Source organism: Lihuaxuella thermophila, assembly GCF_900110165.1.
Taxonomy (GTDB): domain Bacteria; phylum Bacillota; class Bacilli; order Thermoactinomycetales; family Thermoactinomycetaceae; genus Lihuaxuella; species Lihuaxuella thermophila.
In genome coordinates this window covers 88,781-111,804 of the sequence record NZ_FOCQ01000014.1, presented here as the reverse complement: position 1 = coordinate 111,804, position 23,024 = coordinate 88,781, and the positions used below count along the sequence as shown (strand labels likewise).

24 protein-coding genes are annotated in these 23,024 nt (G+C 46.5%); 9 read left to right on the top strand and 15 right to left on the bottom strand.

Going from position 1 to position 23,024, the window contains the following annotated elements:
* Positions 1–437: 437 nt before the first annotated feature.
* From BMW55_RS15155 to BMW55_RS15140, 4 genes are all read left to right on the top strand, one after another.
* On the top strand, positions 438–776 hold the full coding sequence (locus BMW55_RS15155; RefSeq protein WP_089971220.1) for a hypothetical protein: 339 nt from the start codon (positions 438–440) through the stop codon (positions 774–776).
* A 65-nt stretch (positions 777–841) separates the two neighbouring features.
* Positions 842–1,297: an RHS repeat domain-containing protein gene (locus tag BMW55_RS20030; RefSeq protein ID WP_089971265.1), complete on the top strand. Its 456-nt coding sequence runs from the start codon at positions 842–844 to the stop codon at positions 1,295–1,297.
* On the top strand, positions 1,198–2,163 hold the full coding sequence (locus BMW55_RS15145) for an RHS repeat-associated core domain-containing protein (RefSeq protein WP_139179515.1): 966 nt from the start codon (positions 1,198–1,200) through the stop codon (positions 2,161–2,163). The genes BMW55_RS20030 and BMW55_RS15145 overlap by 100 nt, the downstream gene beginning before the upstream one ends.
* Positions 2,164–2,421: 258 nt before the next feature.
* Entirely contained in the window at positions 2,422–2,787 is a 366-nt protein-coding gene (locus BMW55_RS15140; RefSeq protein ID WP_089971211.1) for an RHS repeat-associated core domain-containing protein, read from the top strand.
* A 963-nt stretch (positions 2,788–3,750) separates the two neighbouring features.
* Here BMW55_RS15140 and BMW55_RS19985 read toward each other — a convergent pair.
* A complete protein-coding gene (locus BMW55_RS19985) occupies positions 3,751–4,023 on the bottom strand; it encodes an IS3 family transposase (protein WP_139179514.1) in 273 nt (90 codons plus the stop codon).
* A gap of 801 nt (positions 4,024–4,824) precedes the next feature.
* Here BMW55_RS19985 and BMW55_RS15120 point away from each other — a divergent pair.
* Positions 4,825–5,244, top strand: coding sequence for a hypothetical protein (locus BMW55_RS15120; protein WP_089971195.1), 420 nt, complete (start codon positions 4,825–4,827; stop codon positions 5,242–5,244).
* 198 nt (positions 5,245–5,442) lie between these two features.
* The gene (locus BMW55_RS15115; RefSeq protein ID WP_089971192.1) at positions 5,443–6,021 is read left to right on the top strand and encodes a Rossmann-fold NAD(P)-binding domain-containing protein; all 579 of its coding nucleotides are present in this window, start codon (positions 5,443–5,445) and stop codon (positions 6,019–6,021) included.
* 345 nt (positions 6,022–6,366) lie between these two features.
* On the opposite strand, the gene BMW55_RS15110 is transcribed toward BMW55_RS15115, so the two are convergent.
* The gene (locus BMW55_RS15110; protein ID WP_089971189.1) at positions 6,367–6,723 is read right to left on the bottom strand and encodes a HesB/IscA family protein; all 357 of its coding nucleotides are present in this window, start codon (positions 6,721–6,723) and stop codon (positions 6,367–6,369) included.
* A gap of 89 nt (positions 6,724–6,812) precedes the next feature.
* Positions 6,813–7,052: an aspartyl-phosphate phosphatase Spo0E family protein gene (locus BMW55_RS15105; RefSeq protein WP_244527585.1), complete on the bottom strand. Its 240-nt coding sequence runs from the start codon at positions 7,050–7,052 to the stop codon at positions 6,813–6,815.
* 670 nt (positions 7,053–7,722) lie between these two features.
* Here BMW55_RS15105 and mqnE point away from each other — a divergent pair.
* Positions 7,723–8,826 (top strand): aminofutalosine synthase MqnE, encoded by a 1,104-nt coding sequence (gene mqnE, locus BMW55_RS15100; RefSeq protein WP_089971183.1) that lies wholly within the window; start codon positions 7,723–7,725, stop codon positions 8,824–8,826.
* Between the two features lie 43 nt (positions 8,827–8,869).
* Here the strand turns inward: mqnE and BMW55_RS15095 are convergent, their stop codons facing one another.
* From BMW55_RS15095 to cysK, 4 genes are all read right to left on the bottom strand, one after another.
* Positions 8,870–9,109: a DUF1450 domain-containing protein gene (locus BMW55_RS15095; protein WP_089971179.1), complete on the bottom strand. Its 240-nt coding sequence runs from the start codon at positions 9,107–9,109 to the stop codon at positions 8,870–8,872.
* Positions 9,110–9,274: 165 nt separating this feature from the next.
* Positions 9,275–9,595, bottom strand: coding sequence for a YuzD family protein (locus BMW55_RS15090; RefSeq protein ID WP_089971176.1), 321 nt, complete (start codon positions 9,593–9,595; stop codon positions 9,275–9,277).
* A gap of 17 nt (positions 9,596–9,612) precedes the next feature.
* The gene (locus BMW55_RS15085; RefSeq protein ID WP_089971173.1) at positions 9,613–10,746 is read right to left on the bottom strand and encodes a bifunctional cystathionine gamma-lyase/homocysteine desulfhydrase; all 1,134 of its coding nucleotides are present in this window, start codon (positions 10,744–10,746) and stop codon (positions 9,613–9,615) included.
* A gap of 4 nt (positions 10,747–10,750) precedes the next feature.
* The gene (gene cysK / locus BMW55_RS15080) at positions 10,751–11,677 is read right to left on the bottom strand and encodes a cysteine synthase A (RefSeq protein WP_089971170.1); all 927 of its coding nucleotides are present in this window, start codon (positions 11,675–11,677) and stop codon (positions 10,751–10,753) included.
* 308 nt (positions 11,678–11,985) lie between these two features.
* On the opposite strand from cysK, the gene BMW55_RS15075 reads away from it, so the two are divergent.
* Positions 11,986–12,207, top strand: a complete 222-nt coding sequence (locus tag BMW55_RS15075; protein WP_089971166.1) for a NifU family protein — start codon at positions 11,986–11,988, stop codon at positions 12,205–12,207.
* 137 nt (positions 12,208–12,344) lie between these two features.
* Positions 12,345–13,622 (top strand): Nramp family divalent metal transporter, encoded by a 1,278-nt coding sequence (locus BMW55_RS15070; RefSeq protein ID WP_089971163.1) that lies wholly within the window; start codon positions 12,345–12,347, stop codon positions 13,620–13,622.
* Between the two features lie 348 nt (positions 13,623–13,970).
* Here the strand turns inward: BMW55_RS15070 and opp4C are convergent, their stop codons facing one another.
* From opp4C to BMW55_RS15030, 8 genes are all read right to left on the bottom strand, one after another.
* The gene (opp4C, locus tag BMW55_RS15065) at positions 13,971–14,909 is read right to left on the bottom strand and encodes an oligopeptide ABC transporter permease (RefSeq protein ID WP_089971159.1); all 939 of its coding nucleotides are present in this window, start codon (positions 14,907–14,909) and stop codon (positions 13,971–13,973) included.
* A gap of 14 nt (positions 14,910–14,923) precedes the next feature.
* Positions 14,924–15,886 carry an ABC transporter permease gene (locus tag BMW55_RS15060; protein ID WP_089971156.1) on the bottom strand — a complete coding sequence of 321 codons (963 nt, stop codon included), beginning with the start codon at positions 15,884–15,886 and terminating at the stop codon, positions 14,924–14,926.
* A gap of 84 nt (positions 15,887–15,970) precedes the next feature.
* Positions 15,971–17,638: a peptide-binding protein gene (locus BMW55_RS15055; protein WP_170839967.1), complete on the bottom strand. Its 1,668-nt coding sequence runs from the start codon at positions 17,636–17,638 to the stop codon at positions 15,971–15,973.
* A 93-nt stretch (positions 17,639–17,731) separates the two neighbouring features.
* Positions 17,732–18,730 carry an ABC transporter ATP-binding protein gene (locus BMW55_RS15050; protein ID WP_089971149.1) on the bottom strand — a complete coding sequence of 333 codons (999 nt, stop codon included), beginning with the start codon at positions 18,728–18,730 and terminating at the stop codon, positions 17,732–17,734.
* Positions 18,727–19,716, bottom strand: a complete 990-nt coding sequence (locus BMW55_RS15045) for an ABC transporter ATP-binding protein (RefSeq protein ID WP_089971144.1) — start codon at positions 19,714–19,716, stop codon at positions 18,727–18,729. The genes BMW55_RS15050 and BMW55_RS15045 overlap by 4 nt, the downstream gene beginning before the upstream one ends.
* A 337-nt stretch (positions 19,717–20,053) precedes the next feature.
* Positions 20,054–21,058, bottom strand: coding sequence for an ABC transporter ATP-binding protein (locus BMW55_RS15040; protein WP_089971263.1), 1,005 nt, complete (start codon positions 21,056–21,058; stop codon positions 20,054–20,056).
* 25 nt (positions 21,059–21,083) lie between these two features.
* Complete coding sequence (locus BMW55_RS15035; protein WP_089971140.1) at positions 21,084–22,100, bottom strand: ABC transporter ATP-binding protein; 1,017 nt, start codon at positions 22,098–22,100, stop codon at positions 21,084–21,086.
* A 13-nt stretch (positions 22,101–22,113) separates the two neighbouring features.
* Positions 22,114–22,998, bottom strand: a complete 885-nt coding sequence (locus BMW55_RS15030; protein WP_089971262.1) for an ABC transporter permease — start codon at positions 22,996–22,998, stop codon at positions 22,114–22,116.
* Positions 22,999–23,024 lie beyond the last annotated feature (26 nt).

Here is a 23,024-nt window from a genome sequence, read left to right as displayed (position 1 = left end):
CTCACTCCGCTTTGAATTACAGGTCTCCAAGAGAATTTAGACAAATGCTAACTCAAAAAGTTGCATAATTGTCTGGACTTATGGGGGGCATTAAGCCGCAGCTTATTATGTTGCAGGCCGGATTAATAAGAACTATTATATGTGGCGACTTAAAAGAACAGTTATTAACTGGTTCAGGAGATGGTAGTATACAGCGAGAAGGTGGACAGTTCTATTCACCTTCTCGCTTAGTATCATTAGTCATAAGAGAGGGCACAAGTGATGAAAAAACTAGTTATTAAATGCTTATACTTCTATTTATTCCAATTATCATTAATTACTACAGGCTATATAGTTGGAGTGTTCGAAATTGACTTTTTAGGTATACTTCTTATTCCTTTACTTGTGACAGCAGTATTTTTTGTTTTGAATTATATCAAAAATAGGGGGATGAGCAAGTGAAGGACGATCAATTATTTATAAAGAGCGAAGGTGATAAGTCTAGAGTATATGTTCAATTGACGGATGAAGAAATTGAAGAACTAATGACTCTTTTGACTGAATTAAAGTTTTTTGGTGATCAATTTATTTGGAGGAAAGATGATCAATTTGAAACTAATCAAAAAGTTGATTTATGCTTTCAAAAAGTAAGTTTTAATGCTGTAGGTGAAAAGTATATTGATCGGGAAGGGTCTACTAAAATTCATAGTGAAACAATAGGTTTTTGGGTGAGTGTATTTTTGATTTTGGTAGGAGCAGGTACAGTTATTTTTGGTGTATTCTACTATATTTTTTAATGAGGACAGATCTATTCAGGTGGGGGTATTGGTGAATTTGGTCCTAGTGTTCTGTCAGTGCTAAAATTGTAGAAAAGTTAAAGTCAAAATGGTGTGGATCGACAATTTATGATGCTAAATCGTTCCAATACACCTGTGATGCAAAAGGAAACATCACGAGTGTTGTCTTCAATGCGGTCGTCACTTCCTATGTCTATGACGAACTTGACCAGCTCATCAAAGAAACCAGACCCGATGACACCATCTATGAATACACCTATGACGCCGTCGGAAACCGTCTCACCAAGAAAGTCACTCCTCCCGGGGGAACAGCAACCACAACCACCTATACCTACGACGATGCCGATCAACTGACCGCTGTTAACGGGACCAGCTCTATGACGCCAACGGAAACTTCACCAATGACGGAAACCGCACCTACGTGTATGATGCCGAGAACCGTCTCACCGCAGTCAAGGACAGCAGTGGAGCGACCATCGCTTCCTTCACCTACCGGGCGGACGGAATGCGGAAAACGATGACGACTTCATCTGGTACGATTACGTTCCATTACGATGAGGACAACAATGTCACGTATGAGTCAGATGCAAGCAACAACGTCGTAGCCAGATACACCTACAATTCCAATAACCAGCCCGTCAGCATGACCCGTGGAGGAAAAACGTATTACTATCAGCTCAACTATCGCGACGGTGTCGTGGCTTTAACGGATGCTAATGGAGCTGTAGTGGCTACCTATGAGTATGATGCGTATGGTAATCTGATTAAAGAAACAGGAACGGTGGAGAATCCTTATCGGTATGCGGGGTATCGGTATGATAAGGTGACGGGATTGTATTACTTGCAGAGCAGGTATTATAATCCAGAAGTAGGCAGATTCTTGTCAAGAGATACTTTTGAAGGATTCGATGACGAACCGCTGAGCCAAAATAGGTATATTTATGTAAACAACAATCCTGTAAAATTTGTTGATAATGATGGTCAATACAGAAGATATGTAAGTATTTCTCGGCGTAGTATGAAAATTTACCTATCACATAGATGGTTAGATATGATGATGGGATTTGGTACAATTGGAGGCGCATTGAAAGGTCAAATAAAGAGATTTTTTGGAAAGCTTGCTTCAAGAGTGCTATCTGTATTAGTAATTTCAATAGCGGTGCTTTGGACCTATAGTGATTATCATGGTTACAAAGGTGTAACGATTTCTATTTCCTTGGTGTACAAGCATTGGTACGCAAAATATAAAAATTATCGAACAGGCAAGTATTGGTGGGGGTCACTTTTCTGGATTGCATATCCAAAAGTTTCTATTAGACCAGGCAAAACATTTAGGTCAAGGTCGAATAAGCAATATAGTTATTCGAGCTATGGATACTACTATTGATTTTGAGGAGAAGGAGTATGCTAAGTAAAATATTAAGTGTTACTCAAGCTTTGATTATTATTTATGTTTTGTCTTATCTGATTTCAAAATATTACTTTGATGTTAAAATGAATATTATTTTTGATTTAATATTTGGGTTGTGTGTTTTTTTAATGTTATTTTGTTCATGGTTGAAGGGAAAAATGGATTAAAGGGAATTTGTTAATTTATTGATAAATCTGGCAAAGATTTGCCAGGTTTATTTATGGAAACTTGGAAATGGAAACAGGAACGTTGGAGAATCCTTATCGGTATGATAAGGTGACGGGATTGTATTACCTGCAGAACAGGTATTATAATCCTGATACGGGTAGATTTTTGACGAGGGATCCTGACTCAGGTGAAGAGATGGAGCCATTAACTCTCAACAAGTACATTTATGCTGGAAATAATCCTGTAATGAATATAGACCCAGATGGTAACTTTTTTAAAATATTAAAGGGCTATGCAAAACGGGTAATGAGGTGGCTTGTTAATGTCATATTTAGAGAGTTTATAATGAAGCCTGTTACAGTTGCTCTGTCATTTTTCGTTCCATGGTTTACTACTATGAGAGGACTAAGGGCACTTCGGCCACCAATTTAATAAATTAAGTCGAGCAAAGATTGGTCGAAGAGTTTGACGGAGTATAAAAGCAGGTCTTAGGGAGTTTTTTGGGCAGTATTGGTGTAAATGCCATAACAGCCGCAAATAAATATTTTAGTCCTGATTACTACTTGCTTAGGACAAAGTATGGTCGAATTTATGTATATCGGATGACTCGTCTTAAGAATGGAATACTCAGAATGATCGGGTAGAATGTACTTCTTGCTTTATTGTAATTAGTGTAAGAAGTCTTTTTTGACGTAGCACACTCTCTTAGAATTTGTTAGATGAAGAGTGTGCTACTATTTTCAATAAAAAGGAAAGGTGGGATAGTTATGGAAAAAGTAATGATAAGCACAAGGCGATTAATTATTATTATTTTATTTATTGTTAGTGTATCAAAAATTGATGGATGGATTTATTGGATGACTTTATTATTTGGAGTTCTTTTTGTAATTTCTTTTATACATTTATATCGATTTGGGAAATCTAACGAAATGTTATTTTATTTCATCGGCTCTTTTATTCTACTTATTATCTTATTAGTTCATTTTATTTTAGAGTGACATACACGGTTTAATCCCATAAAATTCGAGTTAAACTTCCTTATCCTCACTCGATCGCTATTTTTTAATTTCATTTACTTGAAACGGGCAAATTCTCACGATCACTGGCCTGATTTTTTGTTGTTTGACCTTTAATAAATTCAAGCGGTCAAACAAACTGCCATGAATCCGGTGTTTATTATAAAAATCGATGTGATCGGTTACAGCCTCAGCTCATGCCGAGTCAAACATTCTTTTTCAAGAGCAATATGAAAAGATTCGATATGGGCATTCTTGTTTGGCGTTTTAAGTGGAATACACTCATATTCCAGTGTAATGCTACCCTCAGAATGCGACGGAGGTCAAGCAAAATGAGTGGAGAGCTCTCCAGAATAGACCTCCATCGGTGTTAGATAGCCTAGCGAAGAATGAGCCGTTCATGGTTGTAAAAGTGAATGTATTGTTCAATGGAAGCACGAGCCTCTTCCAGTGTACGGTATTCATTGAGCCAGATCTCTTCTTCTTTCAGAGTGCGGTACCACTTACCATTGCTTTGTGGATGACGATAGGATGGCCGAATCGGAGTAATCCCCAATGTGATGTCAGTATTATCAGGTGCATTTTCACAAGGGCTTAAAATGATGAAAAGGGCTAAATCATTAAGGAAGTTCAGAGAATGAGAGCAGTACACAGGTATTTGCGTGCAGTTAAGATCTAGAGGAATACAAGATTCATAAGGAAAGCATTTCTGTAATAGCTCTCCTTAAATGGTGAAAAAGAGAGCTATTTAGAATTGCTTCCCTTAACAAAGAATAAATTTCCCACTATATAAACTTTTTTAGATTACTTAAGAAAAACTGAAAGGACTGTTGTTTTATGATTTGGGTGTATATTTTTTTGACGGTAATAGGGATATTATTTATATATGTTGGGATTAAATTCAATACAAGCTCTGAAAGACCAGAAGTCTATGGTAATCCTTTAGGGAATTGTTTGTAATAGTTTTGTCTTTTTTTCCTTGGTATGTTACAAAAGCATTATTTATTCTAATAGGAGTTGCGATATTATTATTGATTATATATCGTTACGAGGTGAACCAGGGTGCAAATCCTAAAGATAGGCAGGGAAATTTTATATGATTATGAATGAATTGAAAAAACGGTTTAATCATAATTATAGAAAGGCAATTTCATTATATATGGTGAATTATATTATTTCGTTAATTTATATATTATGCATATATTTTAATAATATTACATACGGGTTAATTACAGTTAGCATTCATTTACTATTCATTGTTTGGCTGGAACATAAGTGGAAGGTAAATAAAAAATTAAAAGGTACGATGTATAGAAAAATGATAGACTATCCTTTCTTTTTTATTTACGTAATTATTTTTTCGTATCTCACTACAAAGTAATAGATTTAATAATGGACATGTACCACACCATTTAAATTTTGGTTCATCGACACTGCAAAAAGGAGCATGGACATGGATCCAAAATATGAAGAAATCATAGTAAAGAACTTTTTTATTAACAGAATTCGAGATCGGATTCTGTATGAATTATCTTCCCCAAAAAGACGAATCCATGCTTTAAATCGTCTATGCCATAATTATAAAGACACTCTTGATGAAAAATACCTAATTGAAGTACCAAAACCAAATTCGAATTATGCTGAAATTGTGAGTTTGTTAAAGAAATATGGGGCGGGGAACTTTTGTTATGCAATATCTTTCAATAAAGACATTGATGGAAAGCATTTGCCATTGAGTGATGCTTTAAAGAAAGCGGTTGGTTACGGTTTGCCATCTTTATTGATCTGTATACCCGATGAACTTGGGTATTTTGAATCTGAACAAGAGTTTGGTTCACCGAAAAGGTTTATTATAAAAAAGGGTGCACATTGAAATGATCGTGTTGACACGCAAAAAAAATATCAATGAGCCTGTCAAGAATAGTAGGAGAAGGTAACTATTAACGTAGAAAAAATGTTTAAAATTATATTAGACTAGGAAGCATGCTGAGGATAACAAGTGACGTTGTTTTCCTATTCAAAGATATATCAGAGCTGTTAGACTTTAGATTTGAAGGGTGGAAGTTCAGCCATGTCCCAGCAATCAGATCACGTATTAGTCGTCGGCGGGACTGGCATGCTTCAAGGAGTGGTTCAATATTTTGCAGGGGTTGGAAGTACAGTGTCTGTAGTGGCAAGAAATGTTTCAAAATTAAATATGCTTGCAGAAAAAGTCCGTGATTTGTCCGGTAATATACATAAGGTCGCTGTCGACTACAGAGATACGAATAAATTTATAGATGTTATACATCATTCGGTTGTTCTGCACGGTGCAATCTCTAAAGCAGTTGTTTGGATTCACAGTACCGCTCCGGATGCCCCTTATGCTTTGGCCAGGTTACTGAACGCATCATCCCCTCGTTGTAAATATTTCCGCGTATTGGGCAGTGCGGCTGCTCATCCTGAAAAATCTTTTGATGATCGGGATTTCTTTAAAAATAACTATTCAAACTTATCGTATCATGAAATTATTTTGGGTTTTGTGGTTGAACAAAACCGATCACGGTGGTTGTCAAGAGAAGAAATTTGTACAGGAATTCTTAACGTGATCCATCAACCTCTAGAGCGTGCAATCATCGGTACCGTTTCTCCGTGGTCATTGCGGCCTTAAGTAATAAAACCAGAGCACGAAGCTTAACTTCTTTATTAAACAATGTCAAACATTTTCGATTCTTAGTCAACTTGACATTGTACCGGGAAAAGCTTGTATTCATGCTGGAAGATGCATACACTCACCAAAAGAGCCGGGAAGGAGAATGACATCTCCTGACCCCGGCTTGTTCTTTATGAGAGATTGACACCAAGCGGGCCCGGCGGGAGATCAAGAACATACAAAAACCCGCCTGATTATGCGCAATGACAACGCATAAAGAGACGGGTGTACACTCTAAAAAACATGTTAACGTTCACTTGTCCGTGCCGCTCTGCCGCTTACCGAATGGCTGGGCTTGAAAACTTAACACTCTTCCGGTTTTCCTTCTGCTGTCGCCGTGCGGAAGGAAGAACCGCATCCGCAGGTCAGGATCGCATTGGGATTATGGATGCTGAAACCGCCGCCCATCATCGATTCTTTGTAGTCGATGACGGTTCCTTTGATCAAGGGCTCATCCTCTTTGTTTACCAACACTTTGATACCGTGTTGGATCAGTTCTTCATCATTCTCGTTTTTCTCGGTATCAAAACCAAGACTATATGAAAACCCGCTGCAACCGCCATGCTGCACTCCTACCCGGAGATAGGTCAGCTCCGGCTGGTCTTGTTCAGCAATCATGTCCTTCACTTTTAAGGCTGCCTGCTCAGTCAGTGTAATCAATTGTTGTCACCTTCCTTCTACTTTACAGTATACAGGTGAACATCCCTTCTATACAACTGAGCAGTTGACGTGCTACGTTCCCGTTATGTTCAGACAACCTTGTATATTTGGATGCTTTCTCTCTCTTTTACCTTTGAAGCATTGCAATGAATGCGATAAATTTTGTCTCCTTTCTTCTTGGCGCATTCTCTCTCCCATTGGTTGTGGAGGTGATCCAATTCACGGCTCAACTGATAAACCTTTGGGTGACCCAGGCCCAAAATCATCGCCGTATCCTCCATCTTCTTTCTCACCGCTTCCATTCTCTCCTCCAAAGTCCGAGTCCACAAAGGACCCCCCTCCTTTATTTGACCCACGCTTAGATAAAAAAATAGGTACATTTGTTCGAACATCCTTGTTACTTTAAGTATACACTGACAATAACTAGAAGAAAAGGCGGATATTTTACAAATTATCCGATTAGATCTCTTCTTTAGACACAAATTCGATCATTTTCTGGACATTTTGAAACAATGGACGGATGAATTGTAAAATAATGTAATTCAATTCCCGGCAAAACCCCCATAATAAAGGGATGTTAAGATGATCTTCATCTATGAGATCACTGGATCGGTTTACATATCCTAATATTTCCTTCTGATTTATTTCACCTTACCATTATGATAAAATAGAAAAGGTCAAAAGTTATTTATTTAGGGTTTCGTAATAATTGTATGATCAGCGAGAAAGGAAGTCTGTTTTGATGACGACAACAAACACGACAGACACTCCGGGAACTGGATGAACGAATTTCCGAAGGTGGAAGTCTGTAGTTGATCGCCTTCCATCCGGCATGTCATTGAAAGAATCCGAACATTTATGTGCAAGCTTTCACAGTTTTTTGGCTCACTCCTGCGAAGGAGCGCGGAGAAACCAATTGACGCGAAGCAGGCCGCATCCCCGTGGAAAGAGACAGGATATAGACATAAGCAGGTACTAATTTCGGAGGAGGAACCCCCCATGTCTTTTCCGATGACAACCTTGGATCAAAACCTGGCACCGATCGCAGAAAAAGTCCGGCAAGGAGAACGTCTCACCCTTGAAGATGGTTTGGCTCTTTACCATTCACCGGACCTGATCACCATTGCCCAGCTGGCCAACGAAGTCAACTTGCAAAAGAATGGAGACCGCGTTTATTTCATCCAGAATATGTACATCAATCCGACCAACGTCTGTGAAGCCAAATGCGCCTTCTGCGGTTTCCGCCGCGACCCGGATGAAGAGGGAGCGTATACCATGTCGGAAGATGAGCTCCTCGAGTATGTGGGAAGCCGTTTTACCGAGGGCATCCGCGAATTTCACATCGTAGGCGGGCACAACCACACCGTTCCTTTTGACTATTATCTGAACACCATCTCCACCCTGAAAAAGCATTACCCAAACGTCACCATAAAAGCTTATACCGCTGCGGAGATCGAATTTTTCTCCCGCATCACCGGCCGTTCGATGGAAGAGATCCTGAAAGAATTGATCGATGCGGGGCTGGATACACTCCCGGGCGGCGGGGCCGAAATCCTGACCGAGCGCTACCGCCTCAAAATGAGTCCGGATAAGGCGAGCACAGACCAGTGGCTGGAGGCACACCGGATTGCGCACAACCTCGGGCTTAAGACGCATGCCACCATGTTGTACGGCTCGATCGAGACTCTTGAAGAGCGGTTGATCCATATGATTCGCGTCCGGGAATTGCAAGATGAGACCGGCGGCTTTATGGTCTTTATCCCGCTGGCCATGCAGCCCCGCAGTGTCAATGCATCGATTAAGCGCCGGACGTCCGCGATGGACGATATGCGCACGATTGCCATCAGCCGCTTGATGTTGGATAACTTCCCGCACATCAAGGCTTATTTCATCAACATCGGCACCCAGTTGGCACAACTCTCCACCCACTTCGGCGCTTCCGACCTTCACGGTACGCTGGTGGAAGAACGGATCAGCCACGCGGCTGGAGCGCTGAGTCAAAAGGCCCTGACCAAAGACGAACTCATCTGGCTGATCAAAGGAGCCAACCGGGTTCCCGTCGAGCGCGATACCTTCTACAATGAGATTAAGGTTTACGAATAAAAGAAGTGGAGCGATCCCAATATCGGATCGCTCCATGTCTTTTTCAGAAACGGATCTCCATCTCTTCGATCGCTTTGTAGATATTGTCCAGCAATTCCTCAGCGGTTTCTGCCATGATCAGTTCCCCGTTGACGAGAGCATAGGGTTGTTCGGCACAAATCCCGCAGTTTCCCAGACAACCGTATTCAATCACATCCAGAGACGGGTCCGTTTCCAGCTTCTTCTTGATCTCCAATACCTCCGGAGTTAGATTATTTATGCAAAACTCAATCAGAGGTCTCACCTTTATTCACTCCGTCCTATGTCACAGCTGCCAAACTATTTCCCGGATATCCGGGATGCTACGATAATGTTATTATACAACAAGATGGGCCTCTGTTATATTTGGCACATACAAAAGAACCGGATGACCAGCATCCAGCTCTTTGTATACATTCAAATCCAATGGCTAACCCGCAATCCCGATCTTTTCCAGAGCGGCATAAATATCCTTCAGCTTTGGATTTCCTTCCGCCACAATTTGATCTTGTATGACAACAACCGGATACCACAGATCCTCTTCGATCACCCGCTTGGAAAAAGATTTCTCCTTTTCCCCTTCCGGTTGATGAATATCGATATAGCGCACGCGGATAATCCGGCTGCCGTATTTTCTGTCTAAAGCTGCCTGCAGCCATTCAGCCGTTTCACGCGAAGAAGGCAGGTTTACACAGCTGGGGCATATTTGTTCCGCACCGTACACGCAAATTTCCACCTGAAGATCCTCCATTTTGTCTCCCTCTTTGATTAAGATAATGCTTGTTTTAAATCATACAACAGATCATCAATATCTTCCACACCGACCGAAATCCGGATCAGCCCGTCGGTAATGCCGAGCTCGGCTCTGCGTTCGGCGGGGATGGAGGCATGGGTCATGCGGGCGGGGACGGAGATGAGGCTTTCCACTGCCCCCAGGCTTTCAGCCAGAATAAACAATTTGACCCTCTCCAACACTTGATCCGCCCGTTTCGCGCTGCCTGCATCGAAGGAGATGATCCCGCCAAATCCTCTCGCTTGCCTTGCCGCGACTTCATGGCCGGGATGGTCTTTCAGGCCGGGATAATATACTTTTCCCACCCTGCCTTCTTCCCGCAGCCAATCCGCAATCCGGCGGGCATTGGCCTCATGTTGTTTCATGCGAAGACCCAGTGTGCGAATGCCGCGGATCAACAGCCAGGAGTCTTGCGGACCAAGAATACCGCCGATGGAGTTTTGCAGGAAATGAAGCTCTTCACCCAGGGCCGGATCTTTGGTCACGATGAGTCCGGCGACGACATCGCTGTGTCCGCCCAGGTATTTGGTGGCACTGTGAACGACGATATCCGCGCCCAGGTCCAGAGGGTTTTGCCAGTATGGAGTCAAAAATGTATTGTCAACGATCAGCAAGATTCCCGCCTCTTTGCAGATGGCAGACAGCTCCTCAATATCGGTCACTTTTAACAGCGGATTGCTGGGAGTTTCCATATAAACGGCACGGGTATTTTCGCGAATGGCTTCCTTCACGGCAGCAGGGTCACTTGTATCGACAAAGGTTGCTTCGATTCCCATGCGGGTAAAAACACGGTTGACGACACGGTAAGTTCCCCCGTATACATCATCCCCGACCACGAGATGATCCCCTTTATTAAACAGGGAAAGAATGGTTGAAATCGCTGCCATTCCTGAAGAAAAGGCCAACCCTCTCGCCCCGTTTTCCAGTTCTGCGATCAGTTGTTCCAGGGCGGCACGCGTCGGATTCCCGGTTCGGGAATATTCATAGCCGGCGTGTTCACCTACTCTTTTTTGCTTATAGGTGGAGACTTGATAAATGGGAACGCTGACCGCGCCCGTATGCGGATCTCCAAATACGCCGCCGTGAATCAGTCTGGTATCCATCTTCATCTCTTCAGATTCCTCCCTGGTAGATCTTTTTGCTCAAATATCGCTCACTGCTGTCCGGGAATATGACAGCGATTCTTGTTCCGGCCGGTGCTTTTTCCGCTTCCCTCAAAGCAGCATAACAGGCGGCTCCGGAAGAGCTTCCCACCAGGAGCCCTTCCCGGGCGGCCAATTCTTTCACCAGCCGAAACGCGTCATCATCCATCACGGTATAAACCTCATCGATCAAGGAGCGGTCAAAATAGCCCGGGAAAAACTCCATGCCGATTCCCTCTGTTTTATGCGGACCGGGCTCTCCCCCGGCGATAATCGACCCTTCCGGCTCCACGATCACCGTTTTCACCTTGGGATTTTTCTCTTTCAGATAACGGGCCACCCCCATAAACGTCCCGCTCGAACCGGCACCGGCCACAAAGACGTCTACCTTCCCGTCCATCTGTTCCCAGATTTCCGGCCCTGTCATTTCATAGTGGGCCATCGGGTTGGCGGGGTTGGCAAATTGCTGCGGGCAGAACGCACCCGGAATCTCCCGGGCCAGCTCTTCGGCTTTCCTGATCGCCCCTTTCATCCCTTCTTCCGTCGGGGTATTGATCACTTCCGCCCCCAGCGCTCTCATCAGCTCCTGTTTCTCCTCGGAAAACTTTTCCGGAACGACGAAAATAACGCGATAATCCGTTCCGACAGCAGCTAAAGCGAGGCCGATCCCGGTATTGCCCGCTGTCGGTTCAATAATGGTGCCTCCGGGCTTCAGCTTGCCGGAACGCTCTCCATCCCGGATCAGGGCTAAACCCAACCGGTCTTTAACACTGCCCCCGGGATTGTAAAACTCCAGCTTGGCATATACCTTCACGTGCTCGGGAATGCCCAGCCTTTTTAAGCGAACCATCGGTGTATGACCAATCAAATCTTTGACATCTTCAAATATGTTTCTCATGGAGTGTTCTCCTTCTCAAACAAATCTCAGGAGTGTATGTCTCCGGCGGACGGACACAGTTTCATCTTAACAGTTTTCTTTTTCCTGTCAAAGGCCGGACGCAGAAAACCTTTTGATCCAATAGATGGTGTTATTTTCCCCACGTCGAAACTCCTGTTGAATTTATTTTTGAAAAAAACTACAATGAACTTGATGTAGCCGGTCTTTTCGATGCAGATGCAGAACAGATTTTGTGGTATGATATATATTATGGTTAGCCAGCTGATCAGGCGAAAGCTTTCTGATCAAAATGGAAAGGAGATCAAAACATGGAAGAACGCGTACAAGAAGTATTGGATAAATTGCGTCCGTTCATCCAGCGCGACGGCGGGGATGTGGAATTAGTGGAAGTCGTAGACGGAGTCGTTCGTGTCCGCCTGCTGGGCGCATGCGGCAGCTGCCCGAGTTCCACCATTACCCTCAAAGCCGGGATTGAGCGCGCTCTGATGGAAGAAATTCCGGAAGTGAAAGAAGTAGAACAAGTTCTTTAATCGTTTGACCCAACCTCCTTTTAAATGAAAAGGAGGTTTTTCCTTTTTTATATAGAATTTGTATTTTGAAAGTTATTTTAAATAGGACTATAATGTACATGTCATCCATGAGTAAATATTAGAGGAGGTACATATCCATGCAGTCATCGACGAATTCCTCATCGCAGACGACACCGCCGTCATCCTGGGCCAAGCGGCTCACCCTGGTTGGTCCCGGACTGATCGTAGCTGCTACAGGAGTGGGTGCCGGTGATTTGGTAGCGGCGCTGGTGGCCGGAACCAAATACGGCTACACGTTTGTCTGGGCGGTGATCCTTGGAGCCATCCTCAAATTTTCCCTCAATGAAGGGGTAGGCAGATGGCAATTGGCTACCGGCCAGACGATTTTTCAGGGATGGCGGTCCTTAGGAAAATGGACAAGCGCTTACTTCGGCATTTATTCCATTATTTGGGGATTTATTTACGGGGCGGCCATTATGTCTTCCTGCGCTCTGGCCACTTCTGCCTTGTTTCCCCAGATCGATCTGTGGGTTTGGGCCATCCTTCACGGACTGGTCGGCTTTCTCCTGGTATGGACCGGAAAGTATCAATTGTTTGAAAAAGTGATGACCGCACTGGTCGGGATCATGTTCGTCACGGTTGTCGGGACGGCCGTTCTCGTCTTTCCCGACGTGATTCATCTGTTTGAAGGCGTTGTTCCCAGTGTGCCGGACGGTTCATTATTTTATGCATTGGGTCTCGTCGGAGGGGTAGGGGGTTCCCTCACCCTGGCTTCCTACGGATATTGGATCCGCGAAAAAAATTGGGTCGGCCCCTCCTGGATTCCATTCATCCGCTTCGATTCAGCCATCGCGTATGTAGTGACAGGCATTTTCACTCTTTCGCTGATGATCGTCGGAGCTGAATTCCTGTTCGGAACAGGCATGACTTTTGAAGGGGAACAAGGGCTTGTGCAGTTGGCCGGACTTCTGGGAGACCGGTTTGGCGAAGCTGCCCGCTGGCTCTTCCTGATCGGATTCTGGGCGACCTCCTTCACATCGCTGTTGGGGGTGTGGAACGGGGTTCCGTATCTGTTTGCCGATCTGGTCCGCCACTGGAACAAGGATGCCTCTTATCAGGATCCGGAGCCGATCTCTGAAAAAGCCCCCGCGTATCGCGCTTACTTGCTGTGGCTGACCTTCCCGCCGATGCTGCTCCTGTTCCTGGACAAACCGGTCAGCCTGGTCATTTTATACGGAGTTTTGGGCGCCTTGTTCATGCCGTTTTTGGCCTTCACCCTTTTCTGGCTGCTCAACTCCAAACGGGTCGACGAAAAGTATCGAAACCGCTGGCTTTCCAACTCGATTTTAGTGATCAACATCCTCCTCTTCGCCGTATTGGCCGTGCAGGAGATTATCAAGACGCTTTCTAAATAAAATGTATGATACCCGCTTTCAGGCATTATTCAGTGGCAAAAGTTGAGGTTAACACGGAGGCAAAGATGTGATACCAACTTGTCATTTAGCGGAAGTAACGGGATACAATATGTACCGTGCCCATGAGTCTTAGAAGTCTCTGCTGCCATTGGCTGTCTCACGGAAGTAACAAAGCTTATTGATCAATGCTTTCGATTTATATATTTATGAAATAAAAAAGAACCGATCTCCTCAAAAAATCGGTTCTTTTTCTATGTTTTATGCGTTTCGTCATGGAATTGCTGTTTCTACCCGTAATGGAAGTAGCATGACCGACTGGTTGCGGCTTCTTTTTTAATACGAATCGGGTTAACGCCGGGTTGATTTCGTATCAAAAGCGTCGCGCAAACCGTCACCGATAAAGTTGATGGCCAGAACGGTTAATATAATCATCGCCCCCGGCGGAATCCAGATCCACGGCTGCTGCGTCAGAATCCGGATATTGGCCGCTCCGTTCAGCATATTTCCCCAGGTCGGCGTTACTTCCGGAACACCGAAGCCCAGAAAGCTCAGGGCGGATTCGATCGAAATCATCGTTGCCATCAGCAGAGTCGCGTTGACAATGATGGGCCCGAGCGCGTTTGGCAGCATGTGGCGGATGATGATGCGCCAATCGGAACAGCCGATCGCCTTGGCGCTTTGCACATATTCCATTTCCCGCAAGGAGAGGAACACCCCGCGCACGATCCGCGCTGTCGTCGGCCATGAAGTCAAAGCCAGAGCGGACACCAATAAAGGAATGGTCGTCTTTTCAAAGATGGAGATCAAAAACAAAACAAACAGCAAAAAGGGGAAATTCAACATCAAGTCCGTCAAGCGCATCAACAGGTTGTCGATCCACCCGCCGTAGTAACCGGCAACCGCCCCGAAGGTGACTCCGATCAACACGGTAAAGAGCATGGTGAAAAAACCGATGAGCAGTGAGATGCGTCCTCCGTAGACCAACCTTGAAAAATGGTCGCGCCCTGTATCATCCGTACCCAGCCAGTGTTTGCTGTCCGGCTTTGCGTCCACATTGTACAAATCCGCTTGGGAAGGGTCATGGGAGGCGATCAGCGGCGCACAGACCGACAATAACGTAACCAGGATCAGAATCACAATTCCCACGAGCGCCATTTTATTTTTCCGAAACCGCCTGAAGGCCATCTGAAACGGCGATTGCCCTTTCTTCGGCGCATTTTTGGCTTCTGTCGTCGGTTCCCCAGGTTGGGGCTCGATGGTGTGCAGATTGGCGGCAGGTTGTTGCATCTGGCATCCACCTCCTATTCATAACGAATTCGCGGGTCCACAACCGCATACAGTATATCTGCCAACAAGTTGCCGAGCAAAACGGTAAGAGCCGAAATCATGGAGACGGCCATAATAATCGGATAATCCCGGTTGACAATCCCCTCGAAATACAGTTGACCAATGCCGGGATAGGTAAATATGGTTTCGGTAATCACAGCCCCGCCCAACAACAGCCCAAGATCCAATCCAAAAAGGGTAATAAGGGGAATCAGTGCGTTTCTCAACACATGTTTGCGCATCACGACCGACTTCGACAACCCTTTTGCCCGGGCCGTGCGTACATAATCTTGTTGTTTGGCCTCCAGAATACTGGACCGGACAAAGCGGTTATATCCGGCAATGGTAATCAGGGATAAAGTAAACGCCGGCAAAATGACATGATACAAACGGTCGAGCAGCAAAGAGATTCCTTCATAGCCTCCACCGGCTGTTTCGGTGCCGCTGAACGGGAAGATTTTCAAGTTGAACGAAAACAGGTAGATCAGCAACAGCCCGGCTAAAAAACTGGGCATGGAATACCCCACAAACGAGAAGCCGGTCAGCGTATAATCCAGTTTGCTGTAAGGCTTGTTGGCAGAAAAGATGCCGAGCGGAATGGCCAATGAATAGGTTAAGATCAAAGAGCAAACCCCCAGAAAAACGGTATTGCCAATCCGGTCGGAGATGAGATCGCTGACAGGCATCCGATGCCGGAAAGACAGACCGAACTCTCCCTGGACGAAATTTTTGGCCCAGATGAAGTATTGCTCGACAGGGCTTTTATTAAGGCCGAATTTTTCACGCATTTTTTCATAATAAGATGCGTCGACTCGGGGGTCGAATTGGCCTGAAAAAGCATCTCCGGGTGCGAGCTGGACCATCGTAAACAGGATGACCGAAATCAACACCATCATCGGTATCATGGTTAAAATGCGGCGAATGAGATAGGTTGTCATCCACATCCCTCCTTGTCCCGTTTTCATATAAAGGGCATGTAAGGCGTGTATCCGTTACACGCCTTACATGCTTTTTGTCTACGCCTATTCTACATACCAGTTGACTTTATCCGGGTTTAAGATCCCGCGGAAATCCCAGGAAGTGCCTTTCAGGCGTTTGCTCCAGGCCTGGATCACGTTTTGGCTGTACAGGAAGACCAGCGGCTGTTCATCGGCCACCAGCTCGGTCCATTTTTTGTACATCGCTTTGCGCTTTTCTTTGTCAAAGGCGTCTTTGCTGAATTTTGCCTCATCGATCAATTTGTCGCTCTCGGCGTTTTTCCAGCGCGGATAGTTCCACAGGTCATTGCTTCTCCAAATGCCCGACGGGTCCGGATCGACATCCAGGCTCCAACCCATCAGCCACATTTCAATTCCCTGGTCTTTTTCCACGGCATCCGAGTGAACCGCAAAGTCTCTCGGTTGGCGCAGGTCAACTTTAATACCCGCTTTTTTCAGGTCTTCCGCGATAATCGGCGCCGATTTTTCCCGTGTTTTGTTTCCAACCGGGTAGTCCAGTTTCAGGACATAGGGTTTGCCCTGCGGATCTTCGACGAAACCGTCCCCGTTCACGTCTTTATACCCTGCTTCGGCCAACAGTTGTTTCGCTTTGTTTACATCATGGGGATAAGCTTTTTCCAGGTCTTTGTTGTAGAAAGGACTTACGGCAGGAATTCCCTGGTTCAGCACCGTGCCGTGCCCTTTCAGCAATCCATCCACCAGGGCCTGGCGGTTGATCGCATAGGCGATGGCCTGGCGCACCCGTTTATCGGCCAGTTTCGGATTGTTGGTTTTCAAGCCCAGATATTGATAGCCAAAATCCTGAGTTTCATTGATGTTGACATTGGACATGGCTTTTACGGTGTCATAATCGCTCGGATCCAGGTCGGACAGGAAATCGATCTCCCCGTTTTTCAGCGCGCCGATCGCTACATCTTTGTCGAGTACTTTCCAGACGATCTGGTCGATACGCGGTTTGCCTTTTTGATAGTAATCTTTGTTCTTCTCCAGAACCACGTATTGGTTGGGCCTGATTTCCTTAATTTTATACGGTCCGCTGCCGACAATTTTCCCGGCTTTGCCATTTTCATCAATGTTGCCGGCCATCTCTTTAACCGAATATTTTTCAAAGATATGTTTGGGGATCGGAGTGGACCACAGTTTGCTGCCCAGAGATCTTGCATCCGGTTGGGCAAACTCGACTTTGATGGTATAATCATCCACTTTGGTGATTCCGGAGATTTTGTCCGCCTTTTTCTCCATCTTTTCCTTTGCGCCTTTGATGGAGTCAACATAAGAAGCGCGGGAACCGCCTGCTTCGGTATAAGCGGGGTCGGCAATCGTTTCCCAGGTAAAGATCATGTCATCTGCGGTGATCGGTTTACCGTCATGCCATTTGGCATCTTTACGCATATGGATGGTGACGAATTTGCCGTCTTCGGATACTTCCCATTTCTCCGCCAGTCCCGGGACAGTTACCTCAAGGTTCTTATCCTCTGACCACAGGGAATCAAAAGCAAAGTCAAGAATGTAGTCGTCATACTGGCTGCCATAGAAAATCGGGTTAAACATGCCTTCAAACGCACTGACCATCGCCATGGTGATTTTATTGCCTCCACTGCCAGCTTCCTGCTGGTTGCCGGAACAGGCCGCGGCAAACACCGAAAGCACCATCACCAGTGCCAGACTAACTAAAAATAATTTCCTTTTCATGTTCATTTTTGGCCCCCTTGAAAAGATAAAGATCTGCCATGATTATGGCTTCAATCTTGAAAATGATCTTAAAACTCCTGCTGCATCCCCCCTTTACATCGTCAACACTGCGCTTTTCTCCTGCTCGTCATACAGGTGACAAGCGACATAATGCTCGCCGCCCAGATGAATCAGCTCCGGCCGCTCCGCTTTGCATCTGTCGAACGCCTTCGGGCAGCGGGGATGAAAAGCGCATCCCTGCGGGGGATTGGCCGGACTGGGCACATCTCCCTTGAGCACGATCCGCTCCCGTCTGGCCTTTGGATTGGGAATCGGTACAGCGGATAACAGGGCCTCCGTATACGGATGGGCGGGCTGTTCGTATAATTTCTGCTTGGGTCCCACTTCCACCATGCGCCCGAGATACATCACGCCCACACGGTCCGAGATGTGCTTCACCACGCTGAGGTCATGCGCGATAAAAATATACGTAAGTCCAAATTGCTCCTGCAGGTCTTCCATCAAGTTGACGACCTGCGATTGAATGGAGACGTCCAGAGCGGAAACGGGTTCGTCGGCAACGATGAGTTTGGGTTGCAAAGAAAGTGCCCGGGCGATCCCGATCCGCTGTCTCTGCCCGCCGGAAAATTCATGGGGATAACGGTCGATGTAACTTTGGTTTAAGCCTACCGTTTCCATCAATTCTTTGACTTTTACTTTCCGTTCGGCCGGGGAATAAATCCCGTGAACCCGCAGCGGCTCTTCGATGATTTCCCCCACGGTCATCTGCGGATTCAGGGAAGCGTAAGGGTCCTGAAACACCATCTGCAAGTCCCGGCGGGCTTTTCTCAGTTCTTTTCTGGTGAGAGCCGCGATATTTTTTCCGTCAAAGATCACTTCTCCGGAAGTCGGTTCCATCAGGCGCAGGATCGTGCGCCCGGTCGTCGATTTGCCGCAACCCGATTCTCCCACTAATCCAAAGGTTTCGCCTTTTTTGACACTGAAGCTGACATTGTCGACCGCTTTTACATACCCAACCGTCCGCCTCATCAGTCCTCCCTTGATCGGAAAATGCTTTGACAGGTTCTTCACTTCGAGTATATACTGGCTCATCGCGGTTCGTTCCCTTCTTCAGACTGATACAAAAAACAACGGACAGCGTGTCCGGGTGCGATTTCCTTCAGATCCGGCTCCGAGGCAAAACACCGGTCCCAGGCCTTGTCACAGCGCGGGGCAAAGCGGCATCCCTTCGGAAGTTCATCCGGAGACGGAACATTGCCGCGGATGGAATACAGGCGCTGTTGTGACTCTTCCAGACTGGGCACGGATTTCATCAACCCTTCGGTGTACGGATGGGACGGCTTTTCAAACAGTTCTTCCACACCGGCCTCTTCCACCACTTTTCCCGCATACATCACGATCACCCGGTCGGCCATTTCGGCAACGACGCCGAGATCATGGGTAATCAGCAGGATCGAGGTTTCAAATTTTTCTTTTACTTCTCTCATCAATTCCAAAATTTGGGCCTGAATCGTCACATCCAGGGCAGTGGTCGGCTCGTCGGCGATCAACAGCTTGGGATTGGTCGCCATCGCCATCGCGATCATCACTCTTTGCCTCATTCCCCCGGACAGTTGGTGCGGATATTCGGACAAGATTTCCTCCGCGCGGGGAAAACCGACCAGCTTCAACATTTGAACCGCCCGCTCTCTCGCTTCCTGCTTGCTCACTTTCCGGTGGAGAATGATCCCTTCCATAATCTGTTCACCAATGGTGAGCACCGGATTGAGAGAAGTCATCGGCTCCTGAAAAATCATCGAGATCTCATTGCCGCGGAGGCGCTCCATCTCAGCATCCGTTTTTTTGACCAGGTTTTCACCGTTAAAGATGATTTCACCATCGACGATCTTCCCCGATTCCGGGAGCAAACCCATGATGGATAAGGAGGTAATACTTTTTCCGCATCCGGATTCGCCCACCAGCGCAACCGTTTCCCTCCGCTTGACGCTGAGCGTAATCCCGTCTACTGCGGGGATCTTGCCGGAATCTGAAAAAAAGTAAGTTTTAAGATTATGAATTTGTAAAAGTTCTTGAGACACCCTGTTACCCCCTACAAAATGACAACATATGGATGAATGCAAATAGGTAAATAGTTATAGAAATTAATCCAGATTAAAAACTCGCACATAAGTAAATATTCATAAAATGAAAAAAGAGCATGACTTGTCCATCGGTAAGTATTCGATCTGCCTTGTTTAATTTCCTTCTGATGGAGGATGATTTTTATTTAAAAAAATATATACTGCCTCTTGCTTACACAAAATTAGGAAAAACAACACATTTATCCCCTCTTCCAAAAAACGACAGGCTCAGCGGATTCGGGCGAAGATTTTTTTACAATACAAAAAAAGGCGGTAGCAACCGCCTTCTACATGTTTAGGATTCACGTTTCGCTTCATCGTTATATAAATGGCACGCCACCCAGTGGTTCGGTGCGGCTTCCTGCCAGGTTGGAACCACCTGGCTGCAGATGTCCATCGCTTTCGGGCAACGGGTGCGGAAGCGGCATCCGCTGGGGGGATTGATCGGGCTGGGGACGTCTCCTTCCAGAATAATCCGCTCCCGGGTGCGGGCCGTCTCCGGGTCCGGAATCGGCACAGCGGAAAGCAGGGCTTCGGTATAGGGATGAAGCGGGTTGTCGTACAGCTCATCACTTTCAGCCAATTCAACCAGATTCCCGAGGTACATGACTCCGACCCGGTCAGAGATATATTTCACCATCGACAGGTCATGGGCGATGAAGAGATAAGTGAGACCTCTTTCCCTTTGCAACCTTTTCATCAAGTTGACCACTTGGGCCTGAATCGAAACATCAAGGGCCGAAATGGGCTCATCGGCGATGATGAAATCAGGTTCGACAGCCAGGGCGCGGGCAATCCCGATCCGCTGGCGCTGCCCGCCGCTGAATTCATGGGGGAAACGGTCCGCATGTTCTTCATTTAATCCGACGGTCTCCAGAAGTTCGATGACCCGTCTGCGGCGCTCTTCCCCTTTGGCGAGCCCATGGATATCAATCCCCTCGGCAATGATATCCATCACCGTCATCCGCGGGTTGAGCGAAGCATACGGATCCTGGAATATCATCTGCATTTTTTGGTTAAATTTTTTCAGTTCTTTTCCTTTGAGACTGTAGATATCTTTTCCGTCAAATTTGACCGATCCGCTGGTCGCATTGTACAAACGGATCAGTGTCCGCCCGATGGTGGATTTGCCGCAACCCGATTCGCCGACAAGCCCGAGTGTTTCACCGCGGTACACATCGAACGAGACTCCGTCCACCGCCTGCACCACTTGGTTCTTCCCCAGGATAAAATGTTTTTTCAGGTTTCTTACTTCCAGAATCACATCTTTTTTCGCTTGGCTGGTTGTCCGGGTCTCCATTTTAACTGTTTGCAGTTGACTCATCTTATTCCCCTCCTACCGCCATGGCTGGTGGCTCTACTTTGGGAGCCATCGGATGTTGCAACCAGCAAGCCACTCGATGCGTGGACGAAACATCACTGGTTTCCGGCATTTCCTGGGTGCAAATTTTCATGGCGTATTTGCAGCGGGCGGCAAACGGGCAGCCTTTCGGCGGATTGAGCAAGTTAGGCGGACTTCCCGGAATGGGCTGAAGATCCTGATCGCTCGACTGGTCCAAACGGGGCATCGATGCCAACAGCCCCCAGGTGTAAGGATGTTTGGGTTGATAGAAAACTTCATCCAGACTGCCTGATTCCACTACTTTTCCTGCATACATGACAACCACGCGGTCAGCGATGTCAGCAACGACACCCAGATCGTGGGTAATCAAGATAATTGAGGTTCCAACTTTTTCCTGCAACTCTTTCATCAAGTCAATAATTTGCGCCTGAATGGTCACGTCGAGAGCGGTGGTCGGCTCATCGGCGATCAGCAGTTTCGGCGCGCAAGACAAGGCGATCGCGATCATGGCCCGTTGTCTCATCCCGCCGCTGAACTGGTGCGGATACTGGCTGATGCGGGACTCCGGACTTGGAATTCCTACCAGGCGAAGCATCTCAATGGCTTTCTTTTTCGCTTCCTCTTTGCTCATTTTTTGGTGTTTCATCAAGCCTTCGGTGATTTGTCCCCCAACGGTCATCGTCGGGTTCAAAGAGGTCATCGGGTCCTGGAAAATCATCGCGATTTCCGCCCCGCGGATTTTCTCCAACTGCTTTTCATCCAATTTGGTCAGGTCTTTGCCGTCAAACATGATTTCACCGGACTTAATCATGCTCGGCGGGCTTGGAAGCAAGCGCATGATCGTTTGGGAAGTCACGCTTTTCCCGCAGCCGGATTCCCCTACGACGGCCACTGTTTCCCCTTTGTTCACATCAAAGCTCACGCCGCGCACCGCTTGCACTTCACCGTTATACGTTTTAAAAGATACGTGCAAATCACGAACTTCCAACACTTTGGCCATTCCGGTTCCCCCCTTATTTGCGCATTCTCGGATCCAGTGCGTCTCTGAGTCCGTCACCGATCAGGTTGAAGCTGAGCATGATCAAGCTGATCACAACTGCCGGCCAGAACAACTGGTACGGGAACAGCTGGAAGACATCTGCTCCTTCGCTCAACAGCACTCCCAGACTCGCTTCCGGCGGACGGATTCCCAATCCGATAAAGCTTAAAAAGGCCTCAAAGAAAATCGCGGTCGGGATGGCAAAGGTAACCGCGATGATGATCGGTCCCATTACGTTTGGAATCATGTGTTTCGTCAGAATGCGGCCATGGCTGGCTCCGAGCGTGCGGGCAGCCAACACGAACTCCTGCGATTTCAATTTCAACATCTGCGCCCGAACGACGCGGGCCATGGGAACCCAGCCGGCAACCGCCATCGCGACAGCGATCGGAACGATTCCGGGTTCAAAGATCAACATCAACAAGATCACCACGATCAAATTGGGAATCGAGTAGAGAATCTCAATAATCCGCTGCAAAATCATATCGACGCGGCCCCCGAAGTAACCCGAAATCCCGCCAAAGGTGACGCCGATGACCAGATCGAGGAAAGCGGCCAAAAAAGCGATCAACAACGAGATCTTGGCCCCGTACCAGGTACGCGTCCACAAATCGCGGCCGAATTTGTCGGTTCCGAAAATATGGTCTCCGTAAAAGCTTTCTTTGTTTTGTATCTTTACATTTTGCGTTTGATAGTCATAAGAACTGACCGCCGGGGCGATGAAAGCCAGCAAACCGATGGCAATAATAATGATGAGTCCGATCAAAGCCCCTTTGTTGGAACAATACCGGCGCCATGCGTCCTTCCAGAAACCTACCCGTTCCCGGGCGAGCTGGTTTTTGGCGCTGTCAGCAATCATTGCAGGTTGAAACAGTTCCGGTGTCA

Excerpts from the sequence above, each read along its gene's own strand:
- opp4C (WP_089971159.1), bottom strand. The coding sequence starts at position 14,909 with ATGCAACAACCTGCCGCCAATCTGCACACCATCGAGCCCCAACCTGGG.
- BMW55_RS15090 (WP_089971176.1), bottom strand. The coding sequence starts at position 9,595 with ATGGAGGATCTTCAGGTGGAAATTTGCGTGTACGGTGCGGAACAAATA.
- BMW55_RS15035 (WP_089971140.1), bottom strand. The coding sequence starts at position 22,100 with ATGGCCAAAGTGTTGGAAGTTCGTGATTTGCACGTATCTTTTAAAACG.
- BMW55_RS15055 (WP_170839967.1), bottom strand. The coding sequence starts at position 17,638 with ATGAAAAGGAAATTATTTTTAGTTAGTCTGGCACTGGTGATGGTGCTT.
- BMW55_RS15120 (WP_089971195.1), top strand. The coding sequence starts at position 4,825 with ATGGATCCAAAATATGAAGAAATCATAGTAAAGAACTTTTTTATTAAC.
- BMW55_RS15060 (WP_089971156.1), bottom strand. The coding sequence starts at position 15,886 with ATGACAACCTATCTCATTCGCCGCATTTTAACCATGATACCGATGATG.
- BMW55_RS15115 (WP_089971192.1), top strand. The coding sequence starts at position 5,443 with ATGTCCCAGCAATCAGATCACGTATTAGTCGTCGGCGGGACTGGCATG.
- cysK (WP_089971170.1), bottom strand. The coding sequence starts at position 11,677 with ATGAGAAACATATTTGAAGATGTCAAAGATTTGATTGGTCATACACCG.
- BMW55_RS15040 (WP_089971263.1), bottom strand. The coding sequence starts at position 21,058 with ATGGAGACCCGGACAACCAGCCAAGCGAAAAAAGATGTGATTCTGGAA.
- BMW55_RS15140 (WP_089971211.1), top strand. The coding sequence starts at position 2,422 with ATGGAAACAGGAACGTTGGAGAATCCTTATCGGTATGATAAGGTGACG.
- BMW55_RS15070 (WP_089971163.1), top strand. The coding sequence starts at position 12,345 with ATGCAGTCATCGACGAATTCCTCATCGCAGACGACACCGCCGTCATCC.
- BMW55_RS15085 (WP_089971173.1), bottom strand. The coding sequence starts at position 10,746 with ATGAAGATGGATACCAGACTGATTCACGGCGGCGTATTTGGAGATCCG.
- BMW55_RS15030 (WP_089971262.1), bottom strand. The coding sequence starts at position 22,998 with ATGATTGCTGACAGCGCCAAAAACCAGCTCGCCCGGGAACGGGTAGGT.
- mqnE (WP_089971183.1), top strand. The coding sequence starts at position 7,723 with ATGTCTTTTCCGATGACAACCTTGGATCAAAACCTGGCACCGATCGCA.
- BMW55_RS15075 (WP_089971166.1), top strand. The coding sequence starts at position 11,986 with ATGGAAGAACGCGTACAAGAAGTATTGGATAAATTGCGTCCGTTCATC.
- BMW55_RS15050 (WP_089971149.1), bottom strand. The coding sequence starts at position 18,730 with ATGAGCCAGTATATACTCGAAGTGAAGAACCTGTCAAAGCATTTTCCG.